22 protein-coding genes are annotated in these 22,013 nt (G+C 66.3%); 10 read left to right on the plus strand and 12 right to left on the minus strand.

Annotated features, from left to right (window positions below):
• Positions 1–20 precede the first annotated feature (20 nt).
• Genes ACE3TJ_RS19130 through ACE3TJ_RS19140 form a run of 3 tightly spaced genes read left to right on the plus strand, consistent with a single transcriptional unit; the run spans position 21 to position 2,361 of the window.
• Positions 21–575, plus strand: coding sequence for a DUF1285 domain-containing protein (locus tag ACE3TJ_RS19130; RefSeq protein ID WP_374599074.1), 555 nt, complete (start codon positions 21–23; stop codon positions 573–575).
• The gene (locus ACE3TJ_RS19135; RefSeq protein WP_374599076.1) at positions 572–1,174 is read left to right on the plus strand and encodes a CoA pyrophosphatase; all 603 of its coding nucleotides are present in this window, start codon (positions 572–574) and stop codon (positions 1,172–1,174) included. Before ACE3TJ_RS19130 ends, ACE3TJ_RS19135 begins: the two co-directional genes overlap by 4 nt.
• Positions 1,171–2,361 (plus strand): CCA tRNA nucleotidyltransferase, encoded by a 1,191-nt coding sequence (locus ACE3TJ_RS19140; protein WP_374599078.1) that lies wholly within the window; start codon positions 1,171–1,173, stop codon positions 2,359–2,361. Before ACE3TJ_RS19135 ends, ACE3TJ_RS19140 begins: the two co-directional genes overlap by 4 nt.
• On the opposite strand, the gene ACE3TJ_RS19145 is transcribed toward ACE3TJ_RS19140, so the two are convergent.
• The 3 genes from ACE3TJ_RS19145 to ACE3TJ_RS19155 form a co-directional block, all read right to left on the minus strand.
• Positions 2,302–4,128, minus strand: coding sequence for a putative bifunctional diguanylate cyclase/phosphodiesterase (locus tag ACE3TJ_RS19145; RefSeq protein WP_374599080.1), 1,827 nt, complete (start codon positions 4,126–4,128; stop codon positions 2,302–2,304). The genes ACE3TJ_RS19140 and ACE3TJ_RS19145 overlap by 60 nt on opposite strands.
• 254 nt (positions 4,129–4,382) lie before the next feature.
• Positions 4,383–6,668: a DNA topoisomerase IV subunit A gene (parC, locus tag ACE3TJ_RS19150; protein WP_374599082.1), complete on the minus strand. Its 2,286-nt coding sequence runs from the start codon at positions 6,666–6,668 to the stop codon at positions 4,383–4,385.
• Between the two features lie 43 nt (positions 6,669–6,711).
• Positions 6,712–7,632 (minus strand): LysR substrate-binding domain-containing protein, encoded by a 921-nt coding sequence (locus ACE3TJ_RS19155; RefSeq protein WP_374599084.1) that lies wholly within the window; start codon positions 7,630–7,632, stop codon positions 6,712–6,714.
• 101 nt (positions 7,633–7,733) lie between these two features.
• Between ACE3TJ_RS19155 and ACE3TJ_RS19160 the strand changes: the two genes are divergently transcribed.
• The gene (locus tag ACE3TJ_RS19160) at positions 7,734–7,892 is read left to right on the plus strand and encodes a hypothetical protein (protein WP_374599086.1); all 159 of its coding nucleotides are present in this window, start codon (positions 7,734–7,736) and stop codon (positions 7,890–7,892) included.
• Between the two features lie 4 nt (positions 7,893–7,896).
• On the opposite strand, the gene recO is transcribed toward ACE3TJ_RS19160, so the two are convergent.
• Positions 7,897–8,622, minus strand: coding sequence for a DNA repair protein RecO (gene recO, locus ACE3TJ_RS19165; protein WP_374599088.1), 726 nt, complete (start codon positions 8,620–8,622; stop codon positions 7,897–7,899).
• Between the two features lie 58 nt (positions 8,623–8,680).
• Between recO and ACE3TJ_RS19170 the strand changes: the two genes are divergently transcribed.
• Complete coding sequence (locus ACE3TJ_RS19170) at positions 8,681–9,502, plus strand: arylamine N-acetyltransferase (protein ID WP_374599090.1); 822 nt, start codon at positions 8,681–8,683, stop codon at positions 9,500–9,502.
• A gap of 13 nt (positions 9,503–9,515) precedes the next feature.
• Here the strand turns inward: ACE3TJ_RS19170 and era are convergent, their stop codons facing one another.
• Genes era through lepB form a run of 3 tightly spaced genes read right to left on the minus strand, consistent with a single transcriptional unit; the run spans position 9,516 to position 11,841 of the window.
• Complete coding sequence (gene era / locus ACE3TJ_RS19175) at positions 9,516–10,415, minus strand: GTPase Era (RefSeq protein ID WP_374599092.1); 900 nt, start codon at positions 10,413–10,415, stop codon at positions 9,516–9,518.
• Positions 10,412–11,074, minus strand: coding sequence for a ribonuclease III (rnc, locus tag ACE3TJ_RS19180; RefSeq protein WP_374599094.1), 663 nt, complete (start codon positions 11,072–11,074; stop codon positions 10,412–10,414). Before rnc ends, era begins: the two co-directional genes overlap by 4 nt.
• Complete coding sequence (gene lepB, locus ACE3TJ_RS19185; protein WP_374599466.1) at positions 11,074–11,841, minus strand: signal peptidase I; 768 nt, start codon at positions 11,839–11,841, stop codon at positions 11,074–11,076. Before lepB ends, rnc begins: the two co-directional genes overlap by 1 nt.
• 137 nt (positions 11,842–11,978) lie before the next feature.
• Between lepB and pgi the strand changes: the two genes are divergently transcribed.
• A complete protein-coding gene (gene pgi / locus ACE3TJ_RS19190) occupies positions 11,979–13,505 on the plus strand; it encodes a glucose-6-phosphate isomerase (protein ID WP_374599096.1) in 1,527 nt (508 codons plus the stop codon).
• Here pgi and ACE3TJ_RS19195 read toward each other — a convergent pair.
• Complete coding sequence (locus tag ACE3TJ_RS19195; protein WP_374599098.1) at positions 13,502–14,797, minus strand: O-acetylhomoserine aminocarboxypropyltransferase/cysteine synthase family protein; 1,296 nt, start codon at positions 14,795–14,797, stop codon at positions 13,502–13,504. The two genes, pgi and ACE3TJ_RS19195, sit on opposite strands and share 4 nt — an antisense overlap.
• A gap of 113 nt (positions 14,798–14,910) precedes the next feature.
• On the opposite strand from ACE3TJ_RS19195, the gene ACE3TJ_RS19200 reads away from it, so the two are divergent.
• Together ACE3TJ_RS19200 and typA are read left to right on the plus strand one after the other, a co-directional pair.
• A complete protein-coding gene (locus tag ACE3TJ_RS19200) occupies positions 14,911–15,516 on the plus strand; it encodes a trans-aconitate 2-methyltransferase (RefSeq protein WP_374599100.1) in 606 nt (201 codons plus the stop codon).
• 121 nt (positions 15,517–15,637) lie between these two features.
• On the plus strand, positions 15,638–17,464 hold the full coding sequence (gene typA, locus ACE3TJ_RS19205; protein WP_374599102.1) for a translational GTPase TypA: 1,827 nt from the start codon (positions 15,638–15,640) through the stop codon (positions 17,462–17,464).
• A gap of 23 nt (positions 17,465–17,487) precedes the next feature.
• Here typA and ACE3TJ_RS19210 read toward each other — a convergent pair whose 3' ends face one another.
• From ACE3TJ_RS19210 to ACE3TJ_RS19220, 3 genes are all read right to left on the minus strand, one after another.
• A complete protein-coding gene (locus tag ACE3TJ_RS19210) occupies positions 17,488–18,846 on the minus strand; it encodes a serine hydrolase domain-containing protein (protein ID WP_374599104.1) in 1,359 nt (452 codons plus the stop codon).
• A 110-nt stretch (positions 18,847–18,956) separates the two neighbouring features.
• Complete coding sequence (locus ACE3TJ_RS19215; protein ID WP_271256524.1) at positions 18,957–19,169, minus strand: hypothetical protein; 213 nt, start codon at positions 19,167–19,169, stop codon at positions 18,957–18,959.
• 202 nt (positions 19,170–19,371) lie between these two features.
• On the minus strand, positions 19,372–19,905 hold the full coding sequence (locus ACE3TJ_RS19220; RefSeq protein WP_374599107.1) for a PAS domain-containing protein: 534 nt from the start codon (positions 19,903–19,905) through the stop codon (positions 19,372–19,374).
• 89 nt (positions 19,906–19,994) lie between these two features.
• Here ACE3TJ_RS19220 and ACE3TJ_RS19225 point away from each other — a divergent pair, with 89 nt between their 5' ends.
• Both ACE3TJ_RS19225 and fghA read left to right on the plus strand, forming a co-directional pair.
• Positions 19,995–20,501, plus strand: coding sequence for a prolyl-tRNA synthetase associated domain-containing protein (locus ACE3TJ_RS19225; protein ID WP_374599109.1), 507 nt, complete (start codon positions 19,995–19,997; stop codon positions 20,499–20,501).
• The gene (fghA, locus tag ACE3TJ_RS19230; RefSeq protein WP_374599111.1) at positions 20,498–21,337 is read left to right on the plus strand and encodes an S-formylglutathione hydrolase; all 840 of its coding nucleotides are present in this window, start codon (positions 20,498–20,500) and stop codon (positions 21,335–21,337) included. Before ACE3TJ_RS19225 ends, fghA begins: the two co-directional genes overlap by 4 nt.
• Here fghA and ACE3TJ_RS19235 read toward each other — a convergent pair.
• Entirely contained in the window at positions 21,334–21,933 is a 600-nt protein-coding gene (locus ACE3TJ_RS19235) for a hypothetical protein (protein ID WP_374599113.1), read from the minus strand. The two genes, fghA and ACE3TJ_RS19235, sit on opposite strands and share 4 nt — an antisense overlap.
• Positions 21,934–22,013: the final 80 nt, after the last annotated feature.

Consider the following 22,013-nt stretch of genomic DNA (forward strand, 5'->3'; position numbering starts at 1 on the left):
CGCGATAAGGGTGGCAAGCCATGATCGACACACGTGCCACCCTCGACCTTCCGGCGTCGCTTGCTGAAATCGCGCAGGCCGTCGCCGCGCAGAGGCTGCCGCCGGTCGAAAGCTGGCATCCGGAGCGCACCGGAGACAGCGAAATGCGGATCGCGCGGGACGGGACGTGGTTTCATCAGGATGCGCCGATCCCGCGGCCCGAGATGGTGCGGCTGTTCTCCACGATCCTGCGCCGCGAGGCGGATGGGCGGCATGTGCTGGTGACGCCTGCAGAGAAGCTCGACATCGCGGTTGAGGACGCGGCGTTCATCGCCGTCGCGGTGCGGAGCGAGGGGGAGGGGGACGGGCGGCGTCTCGGCTTCACGCTGGGCACCGGCGATCCGGTGATCGCCGGGCCGGAGAACGCAATTTCGCTGCGGTATGGTGCGCCGTACCTCCATGTGCGCGGTGGGCTGGAGGCGCGGATCGCGCGGCCCGTTTATTATGAACTCGCCGAGATCGCCATCGCCGAGGGCGGCGATCCGCCCGGCGTGTGGAGCGAAGGCGCATACTTCCCGCTGATGGACGCCGCATGAGCCCCGATCTCGACTGGATTCGCGCGCGCCTGCGCCACTATGAACGCATCCCCGGCCATCTGCCGCAGTTCGGCGACGACATCGACAATTTCGATACCGAGCTCCTCGGCGCGCTTACGCCTGCGGCGGTGCTCGTGCCGGTGATCGCGCGGCGCGAACCGACGCTGCTGTTCACCAAGCGCAATGCGAACATGCGTCGTCATGCGGGACAGGTGGCATTTCCGGGCGGGCGGCTCGACCCCGGTGAGGACGCGGTGCGCGCGGCGCTGCGCGAGGCGGAGGAGGAGACGGCGCTGTCGCCGACCCACGTGGAAGTGATCGCCCCAATCGATGACTATGCGACGGGCACGGGGTTTCGCGTGACGCCCGTGGTGGGAATCATCCCCCCGGATCTTGCGCTGATGCCGCACGAGGCGGAGGTCGAGAGCCTGTTCGAGGTGCCGCTCGATTATGTGCTCGATGCTTCGAAGCACGAGCGGCGGACGGGCGAATGGAAGGGGCGTGAACGCACCTTCTACGTGATCCCGTGGCGCGATGGTGACATCTGGGGCGCGACGGCGGGGATGGTCGTGAACCTCGCGCGGATCCTGACGCAATGAGGCTTCCTCGGCAGGCATGGGCAGAGACGCCGGGCGGCAGCGCCGTACTGAGCGCGCTCGATGCGGGGAACGGTACGACACGGCTGGTCGGCGGCGCGGTGCGCGATGCGCTGCTTGTGCTGCCGGTGACGGATGTCGACCTTGCGACGGCGCTTTCTCCCCAAGAGGTAACGAAGCGACTGGAAGCAGCGGGGGTGCAGGTGGTGCCGACGGGGATCGCGCACGGCACGGTGACGGCGGTGACGCCGGACCTCATCATGGAGGTGACGACGCTGCGCCGTGACGTTTCCACGGACGGGCGGCGCGCGACGGTGGCCTATACGGACGACTGGCGCGAAGACGCCGCGCGGCGCGATTTCACGATCAATGCGCTCTATGCGCGGCTTCCGGGCGGCGAGATCGACGATTGGTTCGGCGGGCTCGCCGATCTCGATGCGGGGCGCGTGCGCTTCATTGGAGAGCCGCTGCAGCGCATTGCCGAGGATCATCTGCGTATCCTGCGCTTTTTTCGCTTCCACAGCCGCTTCGGGCGCGGTGAACCGGACGCGGAGGGGCTTGCGGCGTGTGCGGCGCGCGCCAACGATCTGATGGCGCTGTCGCGCGAGCGCATCCGCGACGAGCTGTTCCGCATCCTCGTGCTGCCACGCGTGGCGGAGACGATCGGGCTGATGGTGACGCTCGGCATTCTGAAGCCGGTGCTGCCGGAAATCGTGGCGGAGCGGGTTCCGAACCTCGCGGCGCTCACGGCGCGCGAGGCGGCGTGGGGTGCCGATCCCGATCCGGTTCGGCGCTTCGCCGCGCTGCTGCCGCAGCGCGCGGGGCTGGGCACGGCGTTCGGCGCGCGGCTGCGGCTGTCGCGGCGCGATACGGCGCGGCTCGATGCGCTTGGCCTCCCCGACCCGGCGCTGCCCGATGATCCTTGCACAGCCGCCTATTTCAGCAGCGCGGAAACGGCGCGGGACCGGCTGCTGCTGCTGGGGGATGAAGGCCATGCGGCATGGACGGCGCTGGAAGGCTGGGAGCGTCCCGCAATGCCGGTGAGCGGCAAGGATATCATCGCGCGCGGTGTTGCGCCCGGCCCGGAGGTGAGCCGCCGCCTGCAACGCTTCGAACGCGACTGGGTGGCGTCAGGATGTCCGCGCGACGCTGTGCACGTCGGTGCGCTGCTCGACGCGGCGCTTGCGTGAAGGGCAGCAGGCACCCTTGTCGATGAACCGCTCGGCTTCATGGGCCGCCATCGGCCGCGCGAAGAAATAGCCCTGCGCAGTGTCGCAGCCGAGTGCGCGCAGGCGCTCGGCCTGGCTCTCTTCCTCGACACCTTCCGCGACGGTCGTCATGCCGAGATTGCGCGCGAGCGCGATGATCGTGGTGACGATCTTGTGGCTGTCGTCCGACTTCATCATGCCGCCGACGAACGACTGATCGATCTTGAGCACGTCGATGGGCAGCTGCTGAAGATAGCTGAGCGATGAGTAGCCGGTGCCGAAGTCGTCCATCGCGATGCTGAGATCGAGCTGTTTCAGCTTGGTGAAGATCTGCCGCGCCAGCTCCGGATTCTCGACGATGGCGCTTTCGGTAAGCTCGACCTTGAGCGCGCTGCCCGGGATACCGGACGCGCCGAGCGCAGCCTCGACCGCGCCGACGATATCGTCCTGCGCCAGCTGCAGGCCCGAGACGTTGACGCCGACCGTGAGATCCGCGGCGCCGGGACAGCGCCTGCGCCAATCGGCAACCTGATTGCAGGCGGTTTCGATCGCCCAGCGGCCGAGCGGGACGATGAGCCCCGAATCCTCGGCGATGGGGATGAAATCGGACGGCGAAATGATGCCGCGCTCGGGATGATTCCAGCGGGCGAGTGCTTCGAAGCCGACAAGGCGGCCTTCGGCGAGGTTCACGTAAGGCTGGAACGCGAGTTCGAGTTCCTGGCGCTCGATCGCCTTCCGAAGATCCGCTTCCATGCGGAACATGTCGCGCGCGACGCTGTGCGCGCTCGACTGGTAGATGGCGATGCCGCCGCGTCCGCGCGACTTCGCGGTGTGCAGCGCGAAATCGGCGTCACGGATCAGGTCTTCGGAATAGCGGCGTGACGAGAAGGTGGTGGCGATGCCGATGCTTGCCGAGACGAAACACTCGCCGCCGGTGATGACGAACGGCGACTTGAGCGTGCTCTGAATGCGCTCGACGACGCGGATCGTGTCTTCGGGCGCATCGATGTTCTTCACCAGCACCGCGAACTCGTCGCCCGAGAGGCGCGCGAGGCAATCGTTGGCGCGGATGCAGGGCAGCAGGCGGCGCGCCATCGCCGCGAGCAGCTCGTCGCCCACGATGTGGCCGAGGTTTTCGTTCACGCGCTTGAAGCGATCGATATTGATGACCGCGACCGCGAGGTGCGACTTCATGCGGCTTTCGAGCGCTTCTTCGAGCTGTTCGATGAACAGCACGCGGTTGGGAAGGCCGGTGAGCGCATCGTTCAGCATGGTCTGCTTGAGGTTGCGTTCGGCCTGAATCTCGGGCGTGCGGTCGCGCACGGCGATGACCGCGCGGGCCGGAGCGTCGCCCGACGGCGCCAGCGGCGAGATGTGCGCGGAAAGATGGCGCTGGCGGGGGCTTTCCGAAACCGTCCAGTCGATCTCGCGCTTGGCGCCGCGCGGGTCTTGCAGCAGCGATTCCACCGCGACGCCGATGCGCGGGTTTTCGTTGAGGAGGCGGATGCGCGGCAGGCTGAGCCCGATAAGCTGATTGTGCGGATAGCGCGCCCAGCTTTCGAAAGTGGCATTGGAGGACAGGCACACGGGAAGGCCATCGGGGCCGGCCTGGAAGATCAGGACGCCAACGGGGAGTGTGTCGATGACACCCTGAAGCATCGCTTCGGCAGCGGCTGCGGCGGCGGGTTCAGCCCCGCCGATGCGGACTGCTGTCGAACCTGCCGCTTCGATCGCGCGTTTCGACTGCATCATTCCCTTCACTTGCGACTCGGCCGGCTGGTTTCCCGGCCTCAGATCACGCGAAGGCCGGCACCGGTTTTGAAGGGAATGGCACGCACGAAATTAAGGAGCCGTAAAGCGCAGTTATGCTTTCGAAATAAAGTTAACTTTCGAAGCGGAAGTATTAGAGCAAGCGGCGTGATTTCGGAATCACGCAGCTTGCTCTCTCTTTGTGGACGCATCGTCGTTCGCGCAAAATCGGTTCCCACTTTTGCGCACGATGCTTAGTCGAAACGGTTATTGCGCGGGAAGCCCATTGGCGGCAGGCGGCCGACCTGCGCGCGTGAGCCGAGCCAGTTGGCAAGGTCCGTTTCGGTTCTGGTTCGGCCTTCCTTGCCGCCCATCGTCCACGAAAGCCCGTCCGCGAAGCGGAAGGGCAGGACATCCGAAAGCCCGCCATCGCGGTATTTCTGGAGCGCGACGCCCTGACCGCGTGCCATCACAGGGATTTCGCCAATCGGCACGATGAGCAGCTTCCGGTTCTCGCCGATGAGCGCGAGGTGATCGTCTGTCGCCGCGATGGGCCGTATGCTGTGCAGCCGCGCGCCCTTCTTGAACGTGACGACCTGCCGGCCCTTGCGGGTTTCGGCGAGCAGTTCCTCGTTCACCGCGATGAAGCCGCGGCCGTCGCTGGACGCGAGCAGGACGCGCATTTCGGGCCGCGCGGGGAGGACGGTGGCGATCGTCGCGTCGCCTTCGATATCGACGAGCAGCCGGAGCGGTTCGCCAAAACCGCGGCCGCCGGGGAGCTTGTCCGCGCCCACGGTGTAGAAACGACCGTTGTCGGCGGCGATGAGGATCTTGTCGGTGGTCTGCGCGTGGAAGGCGAAGGCGGGGCCGTCCCCCTCCTTGAACTTGAAAGCCTCGGGATCGCTGAGGTCGAGGTGGCCTTTCATGGCGCGCGCCCAGCCCTTCGCCGAGACGACGACGGTGATCGGTTCCTTCTCGATCATCGCTTCCAGCGGGATTTCGCGCGTCGCCGAGGCTTCCTCGATCCGCGTGCGGCGTGCGCCGAGCACGGTTTCGAAGCCGTAGCGTTCGCGAAGCACGGCGAGATCGCGCTTCAGGCGCGTGCGCTGACGTGCCGGGCTGTCGATCAGCGCGACGAGGCCTTCGCGTTCCTTGGCGAGGTCGTCGCGTTCCTTGCGGATTTCCATTTCCTCAAGACGGCGGAGGCTCCTGAGGCGCATGTTGAGGATGGCTTCGGCCTGCCGGTCTGTGAGCTGGAACTCTTCCATCATCACGGCCTTCGGCTCATCCTCCGTGCGGATGATCTCGATGACACGATCCAGATTGAGATAGGCGATCAGATAGCCGCCGAGCAGCTCCAGCCGGTCGTCGATCTTCGCCAGCCGGTGGCGGGAGCGACGCAGCAGCACGCCGATCTGGTGGGTGAGCCACTGCGTGAGCACGTCTTTCAGGCTCATCACGCGCGGCGTGCGTTCGGCATCGAGCACGTTGAGGTTGAGCGAGAAGCGCGTTTCAAGCTCGGTGAGGCGGTAGAGGCTTTCCACCAGCACCTCGGGCTCGACGTTGCGGCTCTTGGGCACGATGACGATGCGGATCGCTTCGTCGCTTTCGTCGCGCACGTCTTCGAGGATGGGCAGCTTCTTGTCGGCGATGAGCTGCGCGATCTGCTCGATCAGCTTGCCTTTCTGCACGCCGTAGGGAATTTCGGTGATGACGAGCTGCCACGTGCCGCCGGAGAGCTTTTCGGGCTCCACCACCCACTTGCCTGTCGCGGGGTCTTCATGCCCGGCAAAGCGCGCGCGCACGCGGAAGCTGCCGCGGCCGGTGGCGTAGGCCTCGCGGATGCTCGCCGGGCTGTCGACGATGAGCGCGCCCGTGGGGAAATCCGGGCCTTTCACGTGTTCGAGAAGCTGATCGAGTTCGGCGGCGGGCTGATCGATCAGGAGTACGGCGGCGTCGATGAGTTCGGCGGCGTTGTGCGGCGGAATCGAGGTCGCCATGCCGACGGCGATGCCGCTGGCACCGTTCGCGAGCAGGTTCGGGAACAGGCCGGGCATCACCTCCGGCTCTTCATCCTCGCCGTTGTATGTCGGGCGGAAGTCGGTGGCGTCCTCGTCGAGGCCCGCCATCAGATCGATGGCGACCTGCGTCAGCCGCGCCTCGGTGTAGCGGTAGGCGGCGGCGTTATCGCCGTCGATGTTGCCGAAATTGCCCTGGCCGTCGACAAGCGGGTAGCGCAGCGAAAAGCTCTGCGCGAGGCGGACCATCGCATCGTAGACGGCGACGTCGCCATGCGGATGGTATTTACCGATGACGTCGCCGACGACGCGCGCGCACTTCTTGTAACCCTGACCCGGATCAAGCTTCAGAAGCCGCATCGCCCAGAGGAGGCGGCGGTGGACGGGCTTCAACCCGTCGCGCACATCCGGGAGCGAGCGCGCGGTGATCGTGGAGAGCGCATAGACCAGATAGCGATCGGCGAGCGCGTCACCGAACGGGGCTTCGATGATGTTCGATTCAGGGTCGAGAAGTTCGGTCATGGGAGGGCGATAGCAGGCCGGACGGGGCGATGCGAGCCTTCCGTCAGGGGCGCTCGTAGTTGCCGAACGGATCGCTTGCCGCCTCGCGCGCGGCCTCCGCGAGAAGCCATTCGCGGAACGCCTTCACCTTGGGCCGCGCACTGGTGTGCGCGGGATAGACAAGCCAATAACTGCGGTGATCGAACACGGTTTCCCCGAAGGCGGGGACGAGCCGCCCGGCGGCGATATCCTGCGCCCAGAACAGCGGATTGAGCAGGCCGATGCCGTGCCCCGCCATGATCGCCTGCACCTCCATGATCTGGGAATCGAGCCGCAGGCCGGGGGCGGGGCGATCCTCGATATGCGCGGCATCAAAGCAGCCGCGCCAGATCGACCACCATTCGTCGCCTGCGCTGATGCGGGGCAGGCGGAGCACGTCGTCGACGCTCTCGATCGGCGGGTGCGCGGCGAGGAAGGCGGGGCTTGCGAAGGCGCGGAGCGCGTCGCGCATCACGAAATGCGAGGTGAGCCCCGGCCATTCGCCGTGCCCGACGCGCACCGCGACGTCGACATCCTCGCGCGCGAAATCGACGATATGGTTCTGGCTCTGCAGGCGCACGGCGAGCGACGGTCGCGTCACCTGAAACGCACCGAGCCGGGGCGCGAGCCAGTTCGACGCGAAGGAGACGGTGCAGGAGATGGTGAGAACGCTCTCCGTCTCCTGCCGCACGGCGCGGAACGCTTCCTCCATCGTGTCGAAGGCGCCCGAGAGCAGCGGGGCGATGCGCGCGCCGACATCGGTGAGCTTCACGCCGCCGCCGGTTCGGAAGAAGAGCTTATGACCGACGCGGTCTTCGAGCAGGCGGACCTGATAGCTGACTGCAGCCTGCGTCATGCCCAGTTCCTCGGCTGCGCGCGTAAAATGGCTGTGACGTGCAGCGGCTTCGAAGGCGCGGACTGCGGCGAGGGGTGGGAGGTGGCGCATTGGCCTATCATAAGTATGGCTTATGGATGGCGTCCATCGTTTTGTTGGCTTCGCCGGCAGCGCACGGGCACATTCCACGCATTGGAATACGGAGAATTGCCATGCGTGATGAATTCGAGATGCGGCTGATGACCGAGCACCGCTCGGCCCTCTATGGCTTCGTGGAGGGCATTGTCGCTTCGGTAGTCGACACGATGTGCCATCTGCGCACGATCCAGTGGCGCGCGCCTTGGCGTGCGGAACAGCCGCGCTGCCGTTGATGCGTTATCGTTTCAGCCGCGCTTCGATCCGGTCGCGCGCGGCGGTGAGGTTTGCCGCGCGGCGGGCGGTGAGGAGGTCGCGCTCGATAAAATGGCGGGCGATGCGGAGGGCTTCGGCGACGTCGTCCGCATCGGCTGTGCCGCCGTTTGTGATGAACGCGGGCAGGCGGAACAGGCGGTCCGCATAGGGCGCGCCCGCACCGGCGCTCACCGCGCGGCCGGTTTTCGGGGAAACGAAGGCGAGGTCTTCCGTCTGCCCCGTGGCGGCGCACGTGGAGAGGTCGAGACCGAAGCCCAGCTCCGCGAGCAGCAGCAGCTCGAAGCGCGCGAGCGCGGCGAGCGTGACGAGCGGATCGTCCTGAAGCTCGGCGAGGTCGAGCACGGATTCGAGCGTTTCGTGGACGCGCGGGTAGGGGTGGCCTTCGGGAAGCAGCGTCGCGGCGAGGCCCGCGAGCCACTCGACGAGCGCCAGCGCCAGCGGATCGAAGGCGAGTGCGGCGCGGGAGCGGACGATCTCCACGCCCGCGCGCGCAAGCTGCGTTTCGGTGCGCCCATCAAGGCGCAGGCGTACCCGTGTGCCGGGTGCGAGCGCCGGTCGCAGCCGCTGCGAACGCCCACCCGGCACATAGGCGGCGACGAGTCCCGCCTCCGCCGTGAGGAAGCGCACGACCGCGCCGTTCTCGCCGTGGGCAATGGCGGCGCAGACAAGGGCTTCGGCATCAAGGTGCATTGGCGGATCATCGCCGAGGCGCTAGACGCGCGTCAAACGGATATGCGGGGCCTGAAGCGTGCTGACCGAACTGACACCTGAACAGATGGACCGCTACTGCGCGCGTATCGGTGTGCCGCGCGAGGGCGCCCCCGATGTCGAGCGGCTTGCCGCCTTCCAGCGCGGGCATGTGCACGCGTTCACGTGGGAAGTGCTCGACGCGTTCATGGGCTGGCCGAACGCGATCGATCCGGCGGCGGCGTTCGACAAGATGATCGACGGGCGGCGCGGCGGCTGGTGTTATGAGATGAACGGGCTTCTGGGGGCGGCGCTTTCCGCGGCGGGCTACCGGGTGACGCGTCTTTGCGGTGGCGTGAACCGCGCCGCACTCGGCGACCTGGTGGTGGGCAACCACCTGACGCTGCGCGTGGACCTCGATCGGCCGTGGCTGGTGGACGGCGGCCTTGGCGATGCGCCCGCCCGCCCGATCCCGCTCGCGATCGGCGATCACAGCGAGGACTACCACGACTTCGGCATCGAGGCGGCGGACGACGGCTGGCTGCGTTTCCGCAACCAGCGCTTTGGCGCGGCGCCGAGCTTCGACTTCAAGGCGGATTATGCGGACGAGCCGCAGCTTGCCGCGCAGCAGGCATGGCTGATGGCGGATAAAGGCTCCCCGTTCCGGAACAATTTCGTGGTGATGCGCCATTTCGACGGCCGCATCGAATCGATCGTCAACCGCACGCGGCGTACGGTGACGGCGAGCGGCATGAGCACCGAAGCGATGACGAGCGCGGACGACCTCGCGGCGGCGCTCGGCGGTGTGTTCGGGCTGGATGTGCCGGACGTCGCGGCGGTGTGGGCGAAGGTGGAGGCGCTGCCGAAGGGCGAGTTCGAGTAGGGAGGCGGATGCCTCAATCCACCCAGCCGAGACCCATGTCGCGATAAGTTTCGCGGTCGTCGGCCCAGTCGGGCTTCACTTTCACGTTCAGGAACAGGTGCACGCGCCGGTCGAGCAGGGTTTCCAGCTCGGCGCGGGCGGCGGAGCCGATGGCGCGGATGCGGATGCCGCCTTTGCCGAGCACGATGGCCTTCTGCGTATCGCGCTGGACGAGGATCTGCTGGTGGATCTTCACGGAGCCGTTCTTCTGCTCCTCCCACAGCTCGGTTTCCACGGTGGAGGCGTAGGGCAGTTCCTCGTGGAGCTGGCGGTAGAGCTGTTCGCGCGTGATCTCTGCAGCGAGGAGCCGCGTCGTGATGTTGGAGACCTGATCTTCCGGGAAGTGCCACGGGCCTTCGGGGAGCGCGGCGGCGAGCGTACGGCGGAGATCGTCGATGCCGTCGCCGGTGACGTTGGACACCATCAGCGTTTCGGCGAAATCGACACGGCGGTTCGCCTCGGCGGCGATGGGCAGCAGGCGCTCTTTCGCGGCGATATCGACCTTGGTGATGGCGAGCATCTTGGGCTCGGGCCGGTTCGCGAGCACTTCGAGGATCGCGTTCGTCTCTTCGGAGATCGCGCGTTTACCGTCGATGACAAGGAGCACGATGTCGGCGCCTGCGGTGCCTTCCCACGCGGCGTGCACCATCGCGCGATCAAGGCGGCGCTTGGGCTGAAAGATGCCGGGCGTGTCCACGAGGAGGATCTGCGTCTGCTCCTCGATCGCAAGGCCCATCAGGCGTGTGCGCGTCGTCTGCACCTTGGGGCTGACGATGGCGACCTTCTGGCCGACGAGCGCGTTCACGAGGCTGGACTTGCCCGCATTGGGGGCGCCCACCACTGCAACGACGCCGCAACAGGTCTTCTCGCTCATGCACCCGTCTCCCGCGAAAGCAGCGCGATCGCCGCCTGCTTTTCCGCTTCCTGTTTGCTGGAACCTTCCGCCTCTGCCGGCGCATAGCCCCTGACGGTGACACGAACGCGGAAACTCGGCGCATGATCCGGGCCGGAACGGCCGACGACCTCATAAGCGGGAATCGGGAGGTGTTTCGCCTGCGCCCATTCCTGCAGCGCGGACTTCGGATCGCGCGGTGCCGTGGCACGCCGATCGAGGTGCTCCGCCCATGTGGACCGGATGAAAGCCTCGGCGGCGGGGAGGCCGCCATCGACGTAAAGCGCGCCGATCAAGGCCTCGCAGATGTCGCCGAGCACGTTGTCCGAACGGTGCACGCCGGCCTGCCGCGCGGCGGTTTCCATGCGGATCATCGGCGGTACGCCGACGGCGCGCGCGACCTCGGCGCAGGTGCCCTTGTCGACGAGCGCGGCGAAGCGGCGGGCGAGTTCGCCCTCCGTCTCGTCGAAGCGCTGATAGAGCCACGCGGCGATGACGCAGCCGAGCACACGGTCGCCGAGGAATTCCAGCCGCTCGTAGTTGCGTTTGCGCCCGCCGCCGTGCGTGAGCGCGGTTTCAAGCAGCTTGGGATCGGCGAATTCGTGGCCGAGCGCTTCTCGTGCCCAACCGGCGCTTTCCATCAGAAGAGCCGCCCGATGCGCTCCCAACGCGCGGCCGAGACCCACGTCCACGGCAGGAACCAGTTTGCCGAGCCGTCGGTCGAGAAGAACATGATCTCGGCGCGGCCGACGAGATTTTCCGCGGGCACGAAGCTGATGCCGCCCTCGGCGAAGCTGAAGCGGCTGTCGGAGCTGTTGTCGCGGTTGTCGCCCATCATGAAATAATGGCCTTCGGGCACCACGAACGGCGCGGTGTCGTCGCCGGCGCTCATCGGGTCGCTGTCGAGCACGAAATAGGTGCGGCCGCCGGGCAGCGTTTCTTCGAAGCGCATATAGCGGCACATGCGCTCGCCGGTCTGGTCCACGAAGACCTCGCCCTTGAGGCAGGCCATGTTCGGGCTCTGCGGCACGACGAAATCGGCGACACGGCGCTTGGGGACGGCATCGCCGTTCAGGTAAAGCGTGCCGCCGCGCATCTGGACGATGTCGCCCGGCAGGCCGATTACGCGCTTGATGAAGTCCGTGCGGTTGTCGCTCGGCGTCTTGAACACGGCGATATCGCCGCGCTCCGGCGCGCTGCCTGCGATGCGGCCTTCGAAGATCGGCGGGCCCATCGGGAACGAATAGCGGCTGTAGCCATAGGGCCATTTCGCGACGAACAGATAATCGCCGACGAGCAGGCGCGGCAGCATCGATTCGGACGGGATGTTAAAGGGTTCGTAGCCGAACGAGCGTAGGAACAGCGCGATCAGCACCGCGCCGACGATGGTTCTGAGGCCTTCCTTCATCGAGCCGAGCATCTGTTCACCGCGCGCCTGATGGACTGCGCGGGCGGCTTCGGTAGAAGGGTCTACGGTTTCGGGATCGCTCACAGGGCGGCACTATTGGCCCCGGTCCGGGGTGTCAAGCAAGGAGCGGGGGGCGGATGGACGAGCGGAGCACGGCCTGGAGAGCGGTGGAGACGGCAAGCACCGGACTTCCCGCGCTAAGCGCGCTGTTCGCGGCGGAGCCGGACAGGGCGGGACGGCTCTCGGTGGACGTTGCCGGGCTCCATTTTGACCTTTCGAAGACGCATCTGTCGCAGGCCGTGGAGGCGGCGCTCGCAGGCTTGCTGTCGGCATCGGGCTTCGAATCGCGCCGCGCCGCGCTCTTCTCCGGCGCGGTCGTGAACCCGAGCGAGGCACGCGCGGCGACGCACGCGGCGGAGCGTGGCTCGGGCAGCGGGCCTGCGATTGCGGCAGCGGCGGAAGCGCGGCTCGTGATGCAGCGGCTGGTGGAACGCGTGCATCGCGGGGCGTTCGGCGAGATCCGGCATATTCTCCACATTGGCATCGGCGGCTCGGCGCTCGGTCCGGCGCTGCTCGTCGATGCGCTCGGCGGCGCGGGTCTGCGTTATGACACGCACGTGATCTCCAACATCGACGGTGTCGCGCTGGAGCGTGCGATGCGCGTCTGCGACCCGGCACGGACGCTGGTGGTGGTCGTGTCGAAGACGTTCACGACCGTCGAGACCATGACCAACGCCGAAAGCGCGCGGGACTGGATCGGGAATGCGGCACGCTTCGTTGCCGTGACGGCCGCGCCGGAGAAAGCTGTGGCGTGGGGCGTGGCGCGGGAGAACGTGCTCGGCTTCGCGGAAAGCGTTGGTGGGCGCTACTCGCTATGGTCGGCGGTGGGTGTGACGGCGGCGCTTGGGCTCGGCTGGGCGGCGTTCGAGGCGCTGCTGGCGGGTGCGCAGGCGATGGATACGCATTTTGAAACTGCGCCCGTGGTGACGAATGCGCCGGTGCTCGCGGCGATGGTTGACGTGCTCTACGCGGCGTTCCTCGGCGCCGAGACGCGCGGCGTGTTCGCCTATGACGAGCGGTTGAGGCTGCTGCCGCCGTTCCTGCAGCAGCTCGAAATGGAGAGCAACGGCAAGCGTGTGGACCGTGAGGGCAGGGCGCTGACGCACCCGAGCGCGGCGATCACGTGGGGCGGCACGGGCACGGACGCGCAGCACGCGGTGTTCCAGCTTCTGCATCAGGGGACGCATGTGGTGCCGGCCGAATTCGTGATGGTGAAGACGCCGGGGCATGGGCTCGGCGCGGCGCACCACCGGCAGCTTCTGGCGAACGCGGTGGCGCAGGGCGCGGCGCTGATGCGGGGACGCACGACGGAGGAAGCGCTGGCGATGAGCGGCGGCGATATGGCGCTGGCGGCGGCGAAGACGTTTCAGGGCAACCGGCCTTCGAGCGCGATCGTGCTGGAAACGCTGGATCCGCACACACTTGGCGCGCTGATCGCGTTTTACGAGCACCGCACGTTCGCCGCGGCGGTACTGCTCGGCATCAATCCGTTCGACCAGTGGGGGGTGGAACTCGGCAAGGAGATGGCCCGCGCCGCCTTGGACGGCAGCGCGGGCGAAGGGTTCGATGCGTCGAGCCGGGCCTTGCTGGCGCGGCTGCTCTAGGCGCCGGCTGCGACCAGTGCCTGTTCGATATCGGCGATGATGTCATCGATGTGTTCGAGGCCGATGGAGAGGCGCACGTAGCCGGGGGAGACGCCGGTGGCGATCTGGTCGGCTTCCGAGAGTTGTGAGTGCGTCGTCGAGGCCGGGTGGATCGCGAGGCTGCGCGCGTCGCCGATGTTGGCGACATGATAGAGCAACTTGAGGTTGTCGATGAACGCGCGTCCGGCGTCGCGGCCGCCCTCGAGTTCGAAGCCGAGCAGGCCGCCGTAGCCGCCTTTCAGATACTTGTCGGCGCGGGCGCGGGCTTCGCTGTCCTGAGCCGAAGGGTGAATAACCTTGGTTATCCCCTTCCGTTTCTTGAGATAATCGACGACTGCCTGCGTGTTCGACGAATGGCGCGGCATCCGGAGCGGCAGGGTTTCGAGGCCCTGCAGGATCTGGAACGCGTTCATCGGCGACAGCGCCGCGCCGAGATCGCGCAGCAGTACGGTGCGGGCGCGCAGGATGTAGGCGATGGGGCCGAGCGGCTTCACCGCCTGCGTCCACACCGCGCCGTGATAGCTCGGGTCGGGCGTGTTGAGCGTGGGGCTGCGTTCGGGGTTCGCTTCCCAATCGAAATTGCCGCTATCGACGATGAGCCCGCCGATCGAAGTGCCGTGGCCGCCGATGTATTTCGTCGCCGAATAGACGACGATCGCGGCGCCATGATCGAACGGACGCGCAAGCAGCGGTGCAGCAGTGTTATCCACGATGAGCGGGATGCCGAGCGTGCGACCGAGCGCGGCGACCTCGCCGATCGGGAACACGCGCAGCTTCGGATTGGGCAGCGTTTCCGCGTACCACGCGCGGGTACGGTCGTCGCTGGCGCGCACGAAGGCCTGCGGATCGGCCGGATCGACGAAGCGCACCTCGATGCCCTGATCCTTCAGCGTGTTCGCAAACAGGTTCCACGTCCCGCCGTAAAGGTCTGTGGAGCTGACAACATTGTCGCCCGCACGCGCGAGGTTCTGGATCGCGAACGCCGACGCCGCCTGGCCCGACGCGACGGCAAGCGCGGCGACGCCGCCTTCGAGTGCGGCGATCCGCTGCTCGAGGATGTCCGTCGTGGGGTTCATGATGCGCGTGTAGATGTTGCCGAGCTCGGAGAGCGCGAACAGGTTCGCCGCGTGCTCGGTGTTTTTGAACTGGTACGAGGTCGTTTGATAGATGGGGGGTGCCACCGCACCCGTTGTCGGGTCCGCGCGCCAGCCGGCGTGGAGCGCCAGCGTTTCGGGGTGCAGGCTGTTGGTCACGGGTGATCCTCCTGTTCGTTCGATTTCTCTTTAGTCGTCCGGACCGCGAGAAGCCAAGAGCCGGTACGTGCGGCACCTTGGCAAAGCGAGGCGAAAACCCTTAGAAAATCAGCATGAATCCCGCTGCGGCGAACATCATTGGCCTCTACGAGCGACACGCTGCTGCGTGGACAGCCGCAAGAAAGGCCGCGCCCGTTCTGGAAATGGCATGGCTCGAGCGTTTCGAGGCGGCGCTTTCCGTTCCGTCGCCTGTTCTGGACATGGGCTGTGGTTCGGGTGAACCGATCGCCCGCTTTTTGCGGGCTCGGCATCACAAGGTGACGGGCGTCGACAGCTCCAACGCGATGATCGAGATGTTCCTGAAAGCCTGCCCCGATGCGGAAACTATCGTCGCCGACATGCGATGCCTTTCGCTCGGGCGGCGCTTTCGGGGTCTTATCGCGTGGGACAGCTTCTTCCATCTGCCGTCCAACGGCCAGCGGCATATGTTCGCCGTCTTCGGTGCCCACGCTTTGCCAGGGGCAATGCTGATGTTTACCAGCGGTCCGGCGGCGGGCGAGGCGATAGGGACGCTTGAAGGGGAGGATCTCTATCACGCAAGCCTTGGTGGACCCGAGTATCGCCAATTGCTTGACCTCGCCGGTTTCGATGTGGTCGCGCAGGTCAACGAGGATCCGGGCTGCGGCGGGCGCACTGTGTGGCTGGCGAAGCAGCGTTAGGCGGCTTCATTCAGATTGGTAAATCTGGGGCGGAAACAGCCTCGTGCCTTGCTGCGATGCAGCAGGTGCTGTAAGGGCGCGCGCGACACTTTAATCTCGAATTTGAAAGACACCCCCTACGATGGGACTTCGTAACGTGGCGATCATCGCCCACGTCGATCACGGCAAGACGACTCTTGTCGACCAGCTTTTCCGCCAATCGGGCACGTTCCGCGAGAACCAGCGCGTCGAAGAACGCGCGATGGATTCGAACGACCTCGAAAAAGAACGCGGCATCACCATTCTTGCCAAGTGCACGTCCGTGGAATGGGCGCACGGCGGCGAGACGACGCGGATCAACATCGTCGACACGCCCGGGCACGCCGACTTCGGCGGCGAGGTGGAGCGCATCCTCTCGATGGTGGACGGCGTGATTCTGCTCGTCGACGCCGCAGAAGGCCCGATGCCGCAGACCAAGTTCGTGACCGGCAAGGCGCTGGCGCTCGGGCTTCGCCCGATTGTCGTCGTCAACAAGGTGGACCGGTCCGACGCGCGCGCCGACGAAGTGCTCGACGAGGTGTTCGAACTGTTCATGGCGCTCGATGCGAGCGACGAGCAGCTCGATTTCCCGGCGCTGTTCGCCAGCGGCCGCGGCGGCTACGCAGGGCTTTCGGCGGATGTGCGCTCGGGCGACCTGACGCCGCTGTTCCAGAGGATCGTGGAACACGTGCCCGCGCCGAACACCGACGCGAACGGGCCGTTCAAGATGCTGGCGACGCTGCTCGACCGCGACAACTTCCTCGGCCGTATCCTCACGGGCCGCATCGCGAGCGGCAAGCTTTCGGCGAACATGCCGATCCGTGCGCTCGATGCCACCGGCAAGGTCGTCGAAGAGGGTCGCGCCAGCAAGGTTTTCGCGTTCCGCGGGCTTGAGCGCGTGCCGGTGGAAACCGCCGAGGCGGGCGATATCGTCGCCATCGCCGGGCTTTCCGCTGCAACCGTCGCCAACACGATCGCCGAACCGACGGTAACCGAGCCGCTCGATTCGCAGCCGATCGACCCGCCGACGCTCGCCATGACCTTCGCCGTCAACGACAGCCCGTTCGCGGGCCGCGAAGGCAGCAAGGTGACGAGCCGCATGATCCGCGACCGTCTGCTGCGCGAAGCCGAGGGCAACGTCGCCATCCGCGTGACCGAGAGCGCCGACAAGGACAGCTTCGAAGTGGCGGGCCGCGGCGAGCTTCAGCTGGGCGTGCTTATCGAGACGATGCGCCGCGAAGGCTTTGAACTCGGCATCTCGCGCCCCCGCGTGCTGTTCCGCGACGGCCCGGGTGGCCGCGAGGAGCCCTATGAGACGGTCGTGATCGACGTCGACGAGGAGCATTCCGGTACGGTCGTTGAGAAGATGGCACACCGGAAAGGCGAGATGACCGACATGCGCCCTTCGGGCGGCGGCAAGACGCGCCTGACCTTCATCGCGCCGTCGCGTGGCCTTATCGGCTATCACGGCGAATTCCTGTCCGACACGCGCGGCACGGGCATCATGAACCGGCTGTTCGACAGCTACGGCCCGCACAAGGGGCAGATTTCGGGACGCCAGAACGGCGTGCTGATCTCGATGGAGCAGGGCGAAGCGGTCGCCTATGCGCTGAACGCGCTGGAAGACCGCGGCATCCTGTTCATCTCGCCCGGCGAGCCTCTGTATCAGGGCATGGTGATCGGCGAGAACGCGAAGCCGCAGGATCTGGAGGTCAACCCGCTTAAGTCCAAGCAGCTCACCAACTTCCGCGCATCGGGCAAGGACGACGCCATCCGCCTGACGCCGCCGAAGCGCATGACGCTGGAGCAGGCGATCGCCTACATCGACGATGACGAGCTCGTTGAAGTGACGCCGAAGTCGATCCGCATCCGCAAGCGCTTCCTCGATCCGCACGAGCGCAAGCGGGAATCGCGCAAGGCGGCGGCCTGAACGAACCGAACGGCGGCTAGGCTCTAGCCGCCGTCCGCCAGCCGCGTGAAGGTGATGCCGCGGACGCGCTCCGTGCCGAGCGAGAAGCTGGCGCGGTCGTCGGAGAATTTGAGCGTCATGCCGTCCCCGCGGTAGATCCCGTCGGGTGACAGTGTGAAGCTCAGTGGAGCCCCTTTCTCTGCATAGGGGGAGGAGATCGCGGCGGTCAGCCGGAGGCCTTCCGACGAGATGTCGTAGGTCGCCTGCAGCTCCTCGGCATAATAGCGCCCGCTCGGCGTCGCGGCATTGGGCTCAAGGATCTTGCTTTCGATGAGTTCGAGGACGGCGTCGGCCTTCTCGACCGGATCCCAGTCGCTTCGATTGCAAAACACCGCGATGCCGAGGCGGCGCTCCGGCAGGCGCTGGTACTGGTTGCGGAAGGCTTCCGCGCCGCCGGCGTGCTGCACGAAATTCTGCCCGCGCCGCTCGCCGACCATGAGGCCGCCCGCATAAGCTTGGCGGCTGGGCTTTCGAACCGCAGGCTCGCCGTTCGTGAAGCGGCCGGGTTCGAGCATGATCGCGCTGACGGCGGGGGTCCAGACCTTGTGGCCGATCTCGATATCGTACTCGTAGCGTGCGAGGTCATTGATCGTGGTCATCAGCCCGCCCGAACCGCTGATCAGCGGGTAGGTGTCGCGGATCTCGAAGCCGCCGTCCTTCGGCTTGTAGCCGTGCGCGACCTTGCCCCCGGGCCGCGCGCCGTTCATGAACAGGCTGTTCTTCATGCCGAGCGGTTTCAGCACGGCTTTCGCGGCGTAATCGCTGAACGGCATACCGGAGACGCGCTCGACGATCTCAGCGAGCAGCAGATAGCCGCCGTTCGAATAGATGAAATCGGTGCCGGGCGTGAAATTGGTCGCCTTCTGGCGCAGCAGCAGATCGAGCGCCTTCGCCTTGGTGAACGTTGCTGCATCGTCGCTGCCCGACCAGCGCGCGAGCGCCAGCCAGTCCCGAACACCCGAGGTGTGGTGGATCAGCATCTGAACGGTGACCGGCACCTCGTAAGCGGGCAATTCGGGGAGATACTTCCGAATGTCGTCGTCTAGGCCGAGCTTGCCCTTGGTGATGAGCGTCGCGGCAGCGAGCACGGTGAACTGCTTGGAGACCGACGCGGCATAGATCAATGTGTCGCCATCGAGCGGCGTTTTCGCCTCTACATCGGCCATGCCGGAGGCGGTGACGAACAGCGGCTTGCCCGCCTTGAACGCGCCGACCGCGCAGCCCGGTGCCGCGGCGATGCCCGAATCGGAAACCAGCGCCTTTACGTCTTCGAGATCGGTGGCAAGCGCGGGAGACGAAACCATCGCGCCGACAAGCGCGACAAGACCACAGGACCGCTTCATCAATACCCCTCTCAACTGAGCGAGTGGAGAGGGAAGGGCATCCGGCCCGGCGCCGCAAGACCGTTCTCGGCGGCGCGCTATAACCGCAGGTTATCCAGCGGGTTTACCCGTCAGGCTGCTACCAGCACGCCGAGATCGGTGAGATAGTCGGCACCGCCCGTTTGCTGGAGCGGCAGCGCAGTCGCGCAGAAGGCGCACTCGGCGGAGCTGCGGCCGATGTACCAGTTGGTGTGGCCGCATCCCGGGCAGCAATTGACCTTCGACGGGCGGTACACAAGCCGGTAGCCCTGCTTCGAGCCATCATAGGCGCGCGTGTCGAGCATGGTCCTCGTCCTTTCAACTCGGCGCCGATAGAGGGCGCCTCGTCGCTGCAACACGCAAGGAGGGTGCCAGTTCCGCATGTGGCGGAAATTGCAGTGTTCTGAGGATTGGAGGCCACAGGATTGTAAGGTTTTTCGACCCGCCTGTGCCGCGATGGGACAGGTTGGCATATTGATGCGAACCCGTAACGTATTGATTTCGTGTTCAGACGCTCAGCAGATGAACCTCACCGGGCTGTGGGATCAGCATACCGTACCATTCGAGGAACTTGCCGTTGCCGTCGCGCACCGCCGTGCCAGTGGCGCTGAACATCACGTATTCGCCCCCTGGCGGTCGCATCCGCATAAGTGAGCCGCGCGGGACGCCGCTCTGGATCGCGAGCGCGAGGGCCGATTTGACGATCTCGACATCGTCCGGGTGCGTGAAGCTCTGCCAGCCGGCGCCGAGCGCGTCTTCGGGCGGGCAGCCGGTGAGCCGCGTGAAGCTGCTGTTGATGTAGGTGACATCGCCCTTCGAATTGCACGCGAAGATGATGACGGGGACGGTGTCGACGATCGATTCGAAGCGCTGCTTGATGATCTGCAGGCATTCGACCTCCGCGCGCAGGCGACGAATCTCGCCCTCCTTGCGGGCGAGCGCGGCTTCAGAGCGAACGCGGACGTGATCGACCGCCTTGCGAACGAAATCCAGCTCCTCGGGACCGGGCGAAAGGCCCGGCAGCTCTGTCTCTCGGCCCATGGCCACTCTCCAGCAGACGCAACGCGGTGCAAACATACTGGCACGTCAGGGTTAATGCGCTGTATGCGCCGGGCGGAAAGGGGATCTTCGTGACATCACGGGAAACGGAACTGGAAGCGGCGCTCGGCGGGCTCGGCGTGGTTTTCACGAAGCACGAGCATCAGGCGGTGTTCACCGTGGGTGAGAGCGAGGCGCTGCACCACGAGATCGCTGGGACGCACACCAAGAACCTGTTCCTTAAGGACGAGGCGGGGGCGTTCTTCCTGGTGACCATCCCGGCCGAGGTGCGCGCGAACCTGAAGGCGCTGCCCGCCGTGATCGGATCGCGGCGGCTGAGTTTCGGCAAGGCGGAGGACATGGAGCGCCTGCTCGGCATCACGCCGGGATCGGTGACGCCGCTTGCCGCGTTCAACGATGCGGGCGGCGTGGTGACGGTGGCGCTCGATGCGGCGCTCGCGGCGGCGGAGGTCGTCAACGTCCACCCCTTGCGCAACACGGCGACGGTCGGCATGTCCGGGCCTGACCTTGTGCGTGCGCTCGAAGCGTGGGGACACGCGCCGATCATCGCCCACATTCCCGTGCTGGAGGACAAATGACCATCGAAACCGTTTCGACGAACCGCAGCTTCGGCGGCACGCAGGGCGTCTACAAGCACAGTTCGCGGGAAACCGGCACGCCGATGGTGTTCAGCGTGTTCGTGCCCGACCACGCGCCGGGCGCGAAGCTGCCGGTGGTGTGGTATCTTTCCGGCCTCACCTGCACGCACGCGAACGTCACCGAAAAGGGCGAATTCCGGCGCGCGTGCGCCGAACTCGGCCTCATCTTCGTGGCGCCGGACACGAGCCCGCGCGGCGATGACGTGCCCGACGACGAGGCTTACGACTTCGGCAAGGGTGCGGGCTTCTACGTCGATGCGACTGCCGCGCCGTGGGCGGCGAACTTCCGGATGCGCAGCTACATCGAGAATGAATTGCCCGAGGTGATCGGCGCGCACTTCCCGGTGGACATGGCGCGGCAGGGCATCATGGGCCATTCGATGGGTGGTCACGGTGCGCTCACCATCAGCCTGCGCAATCCGGGCCGGTTCCGCGCGACGTCGGCGTTCGCGCCGATCGTGAGCCCGCTCCATTGTCCGTGGGGCGAGAAGGCACTCGGCGGCTATCTGGGGGCGGACCGTGCGGCGTGGCGCGAATACGATGCCTGCGCGCTGATCGAGGACGGCGCGCGCGTGCCGGAACTGCTGGTGGATCAGGGCGGGTCGGACAATTTCCTGAAGGAACAGTTGAAGCCCGAGCTTCTCGAAGCCGCCTGCGCGAAGGCGGGCATTACGCTGACGCTCGGCCTGCGCGAAGGCTACGACCACAGCTATTATTTCATCTCGACGTTCATGGAGGCGCACCTGCGCTGGCACCATGAACGGCTGAACCGTTAGGCGGCGTCGACCTTATCGGTGCGCAGCGCCTCGCGGAATGCCTCGAGGCGGGCGCGGTAGCCTTCGGCGTCGCCGTATTCGAGGAAGGCCTGATAGCGCTCGTGCGCGCCGGTGACCTTCAGCGCGTGCTTGATCGGGCACCAGTATTGCTCGGTTCGCGCGGCGACCTCGCGCACATAGCTGATGACGCCGTTGCCATAGCTGCAATAGGCGCAGTTCAGCGCCTCGATCCCATTGAGATAGGCGAGGCTGCCGCGATCGAAGGCGATGTGATCGCTGCGGCGGACGCGCGCGATGCCGTAGGCGCGAAAGCAGATCGCCTGATAGAGGCTGACCCAGATGTCGATGATGACGAACGGCACGATCAGCGAATAGATCACCGGCGCAGTGGCGATCGTGCGCCACGAAGAGCGTGCGAAGAATTCGGTGAGGCCCATACGCAGGCGCTTGTGCTCAGCCACGATGCCCTGCTCGAACTCGACGAGCCGCGCCTTCAGCGACCAGCCGAGTGCCGTGCGGCGGCGCTCGATCTCGCGGTCCAGCTCCTGTTGCAGGCGTACGATCTCGTGCGCCAGTTCCTCGATACGCCCCGTCATGTGCTTCCCCCGGCAGCCGATACGGCGCGATGGTAATCTGACGCATTGCGCGACTCCAGCCGCCGCGTCACGCTTGGCGC

Source organism: Sphingosinicella sp. (assembly GCF_041916975.1).
Lineage (GTDB): Bacteria > Pseudomonadota > Alphaproteobacteria > Sphingomonadales > Sphingomonadaceae > Sphingosinicella.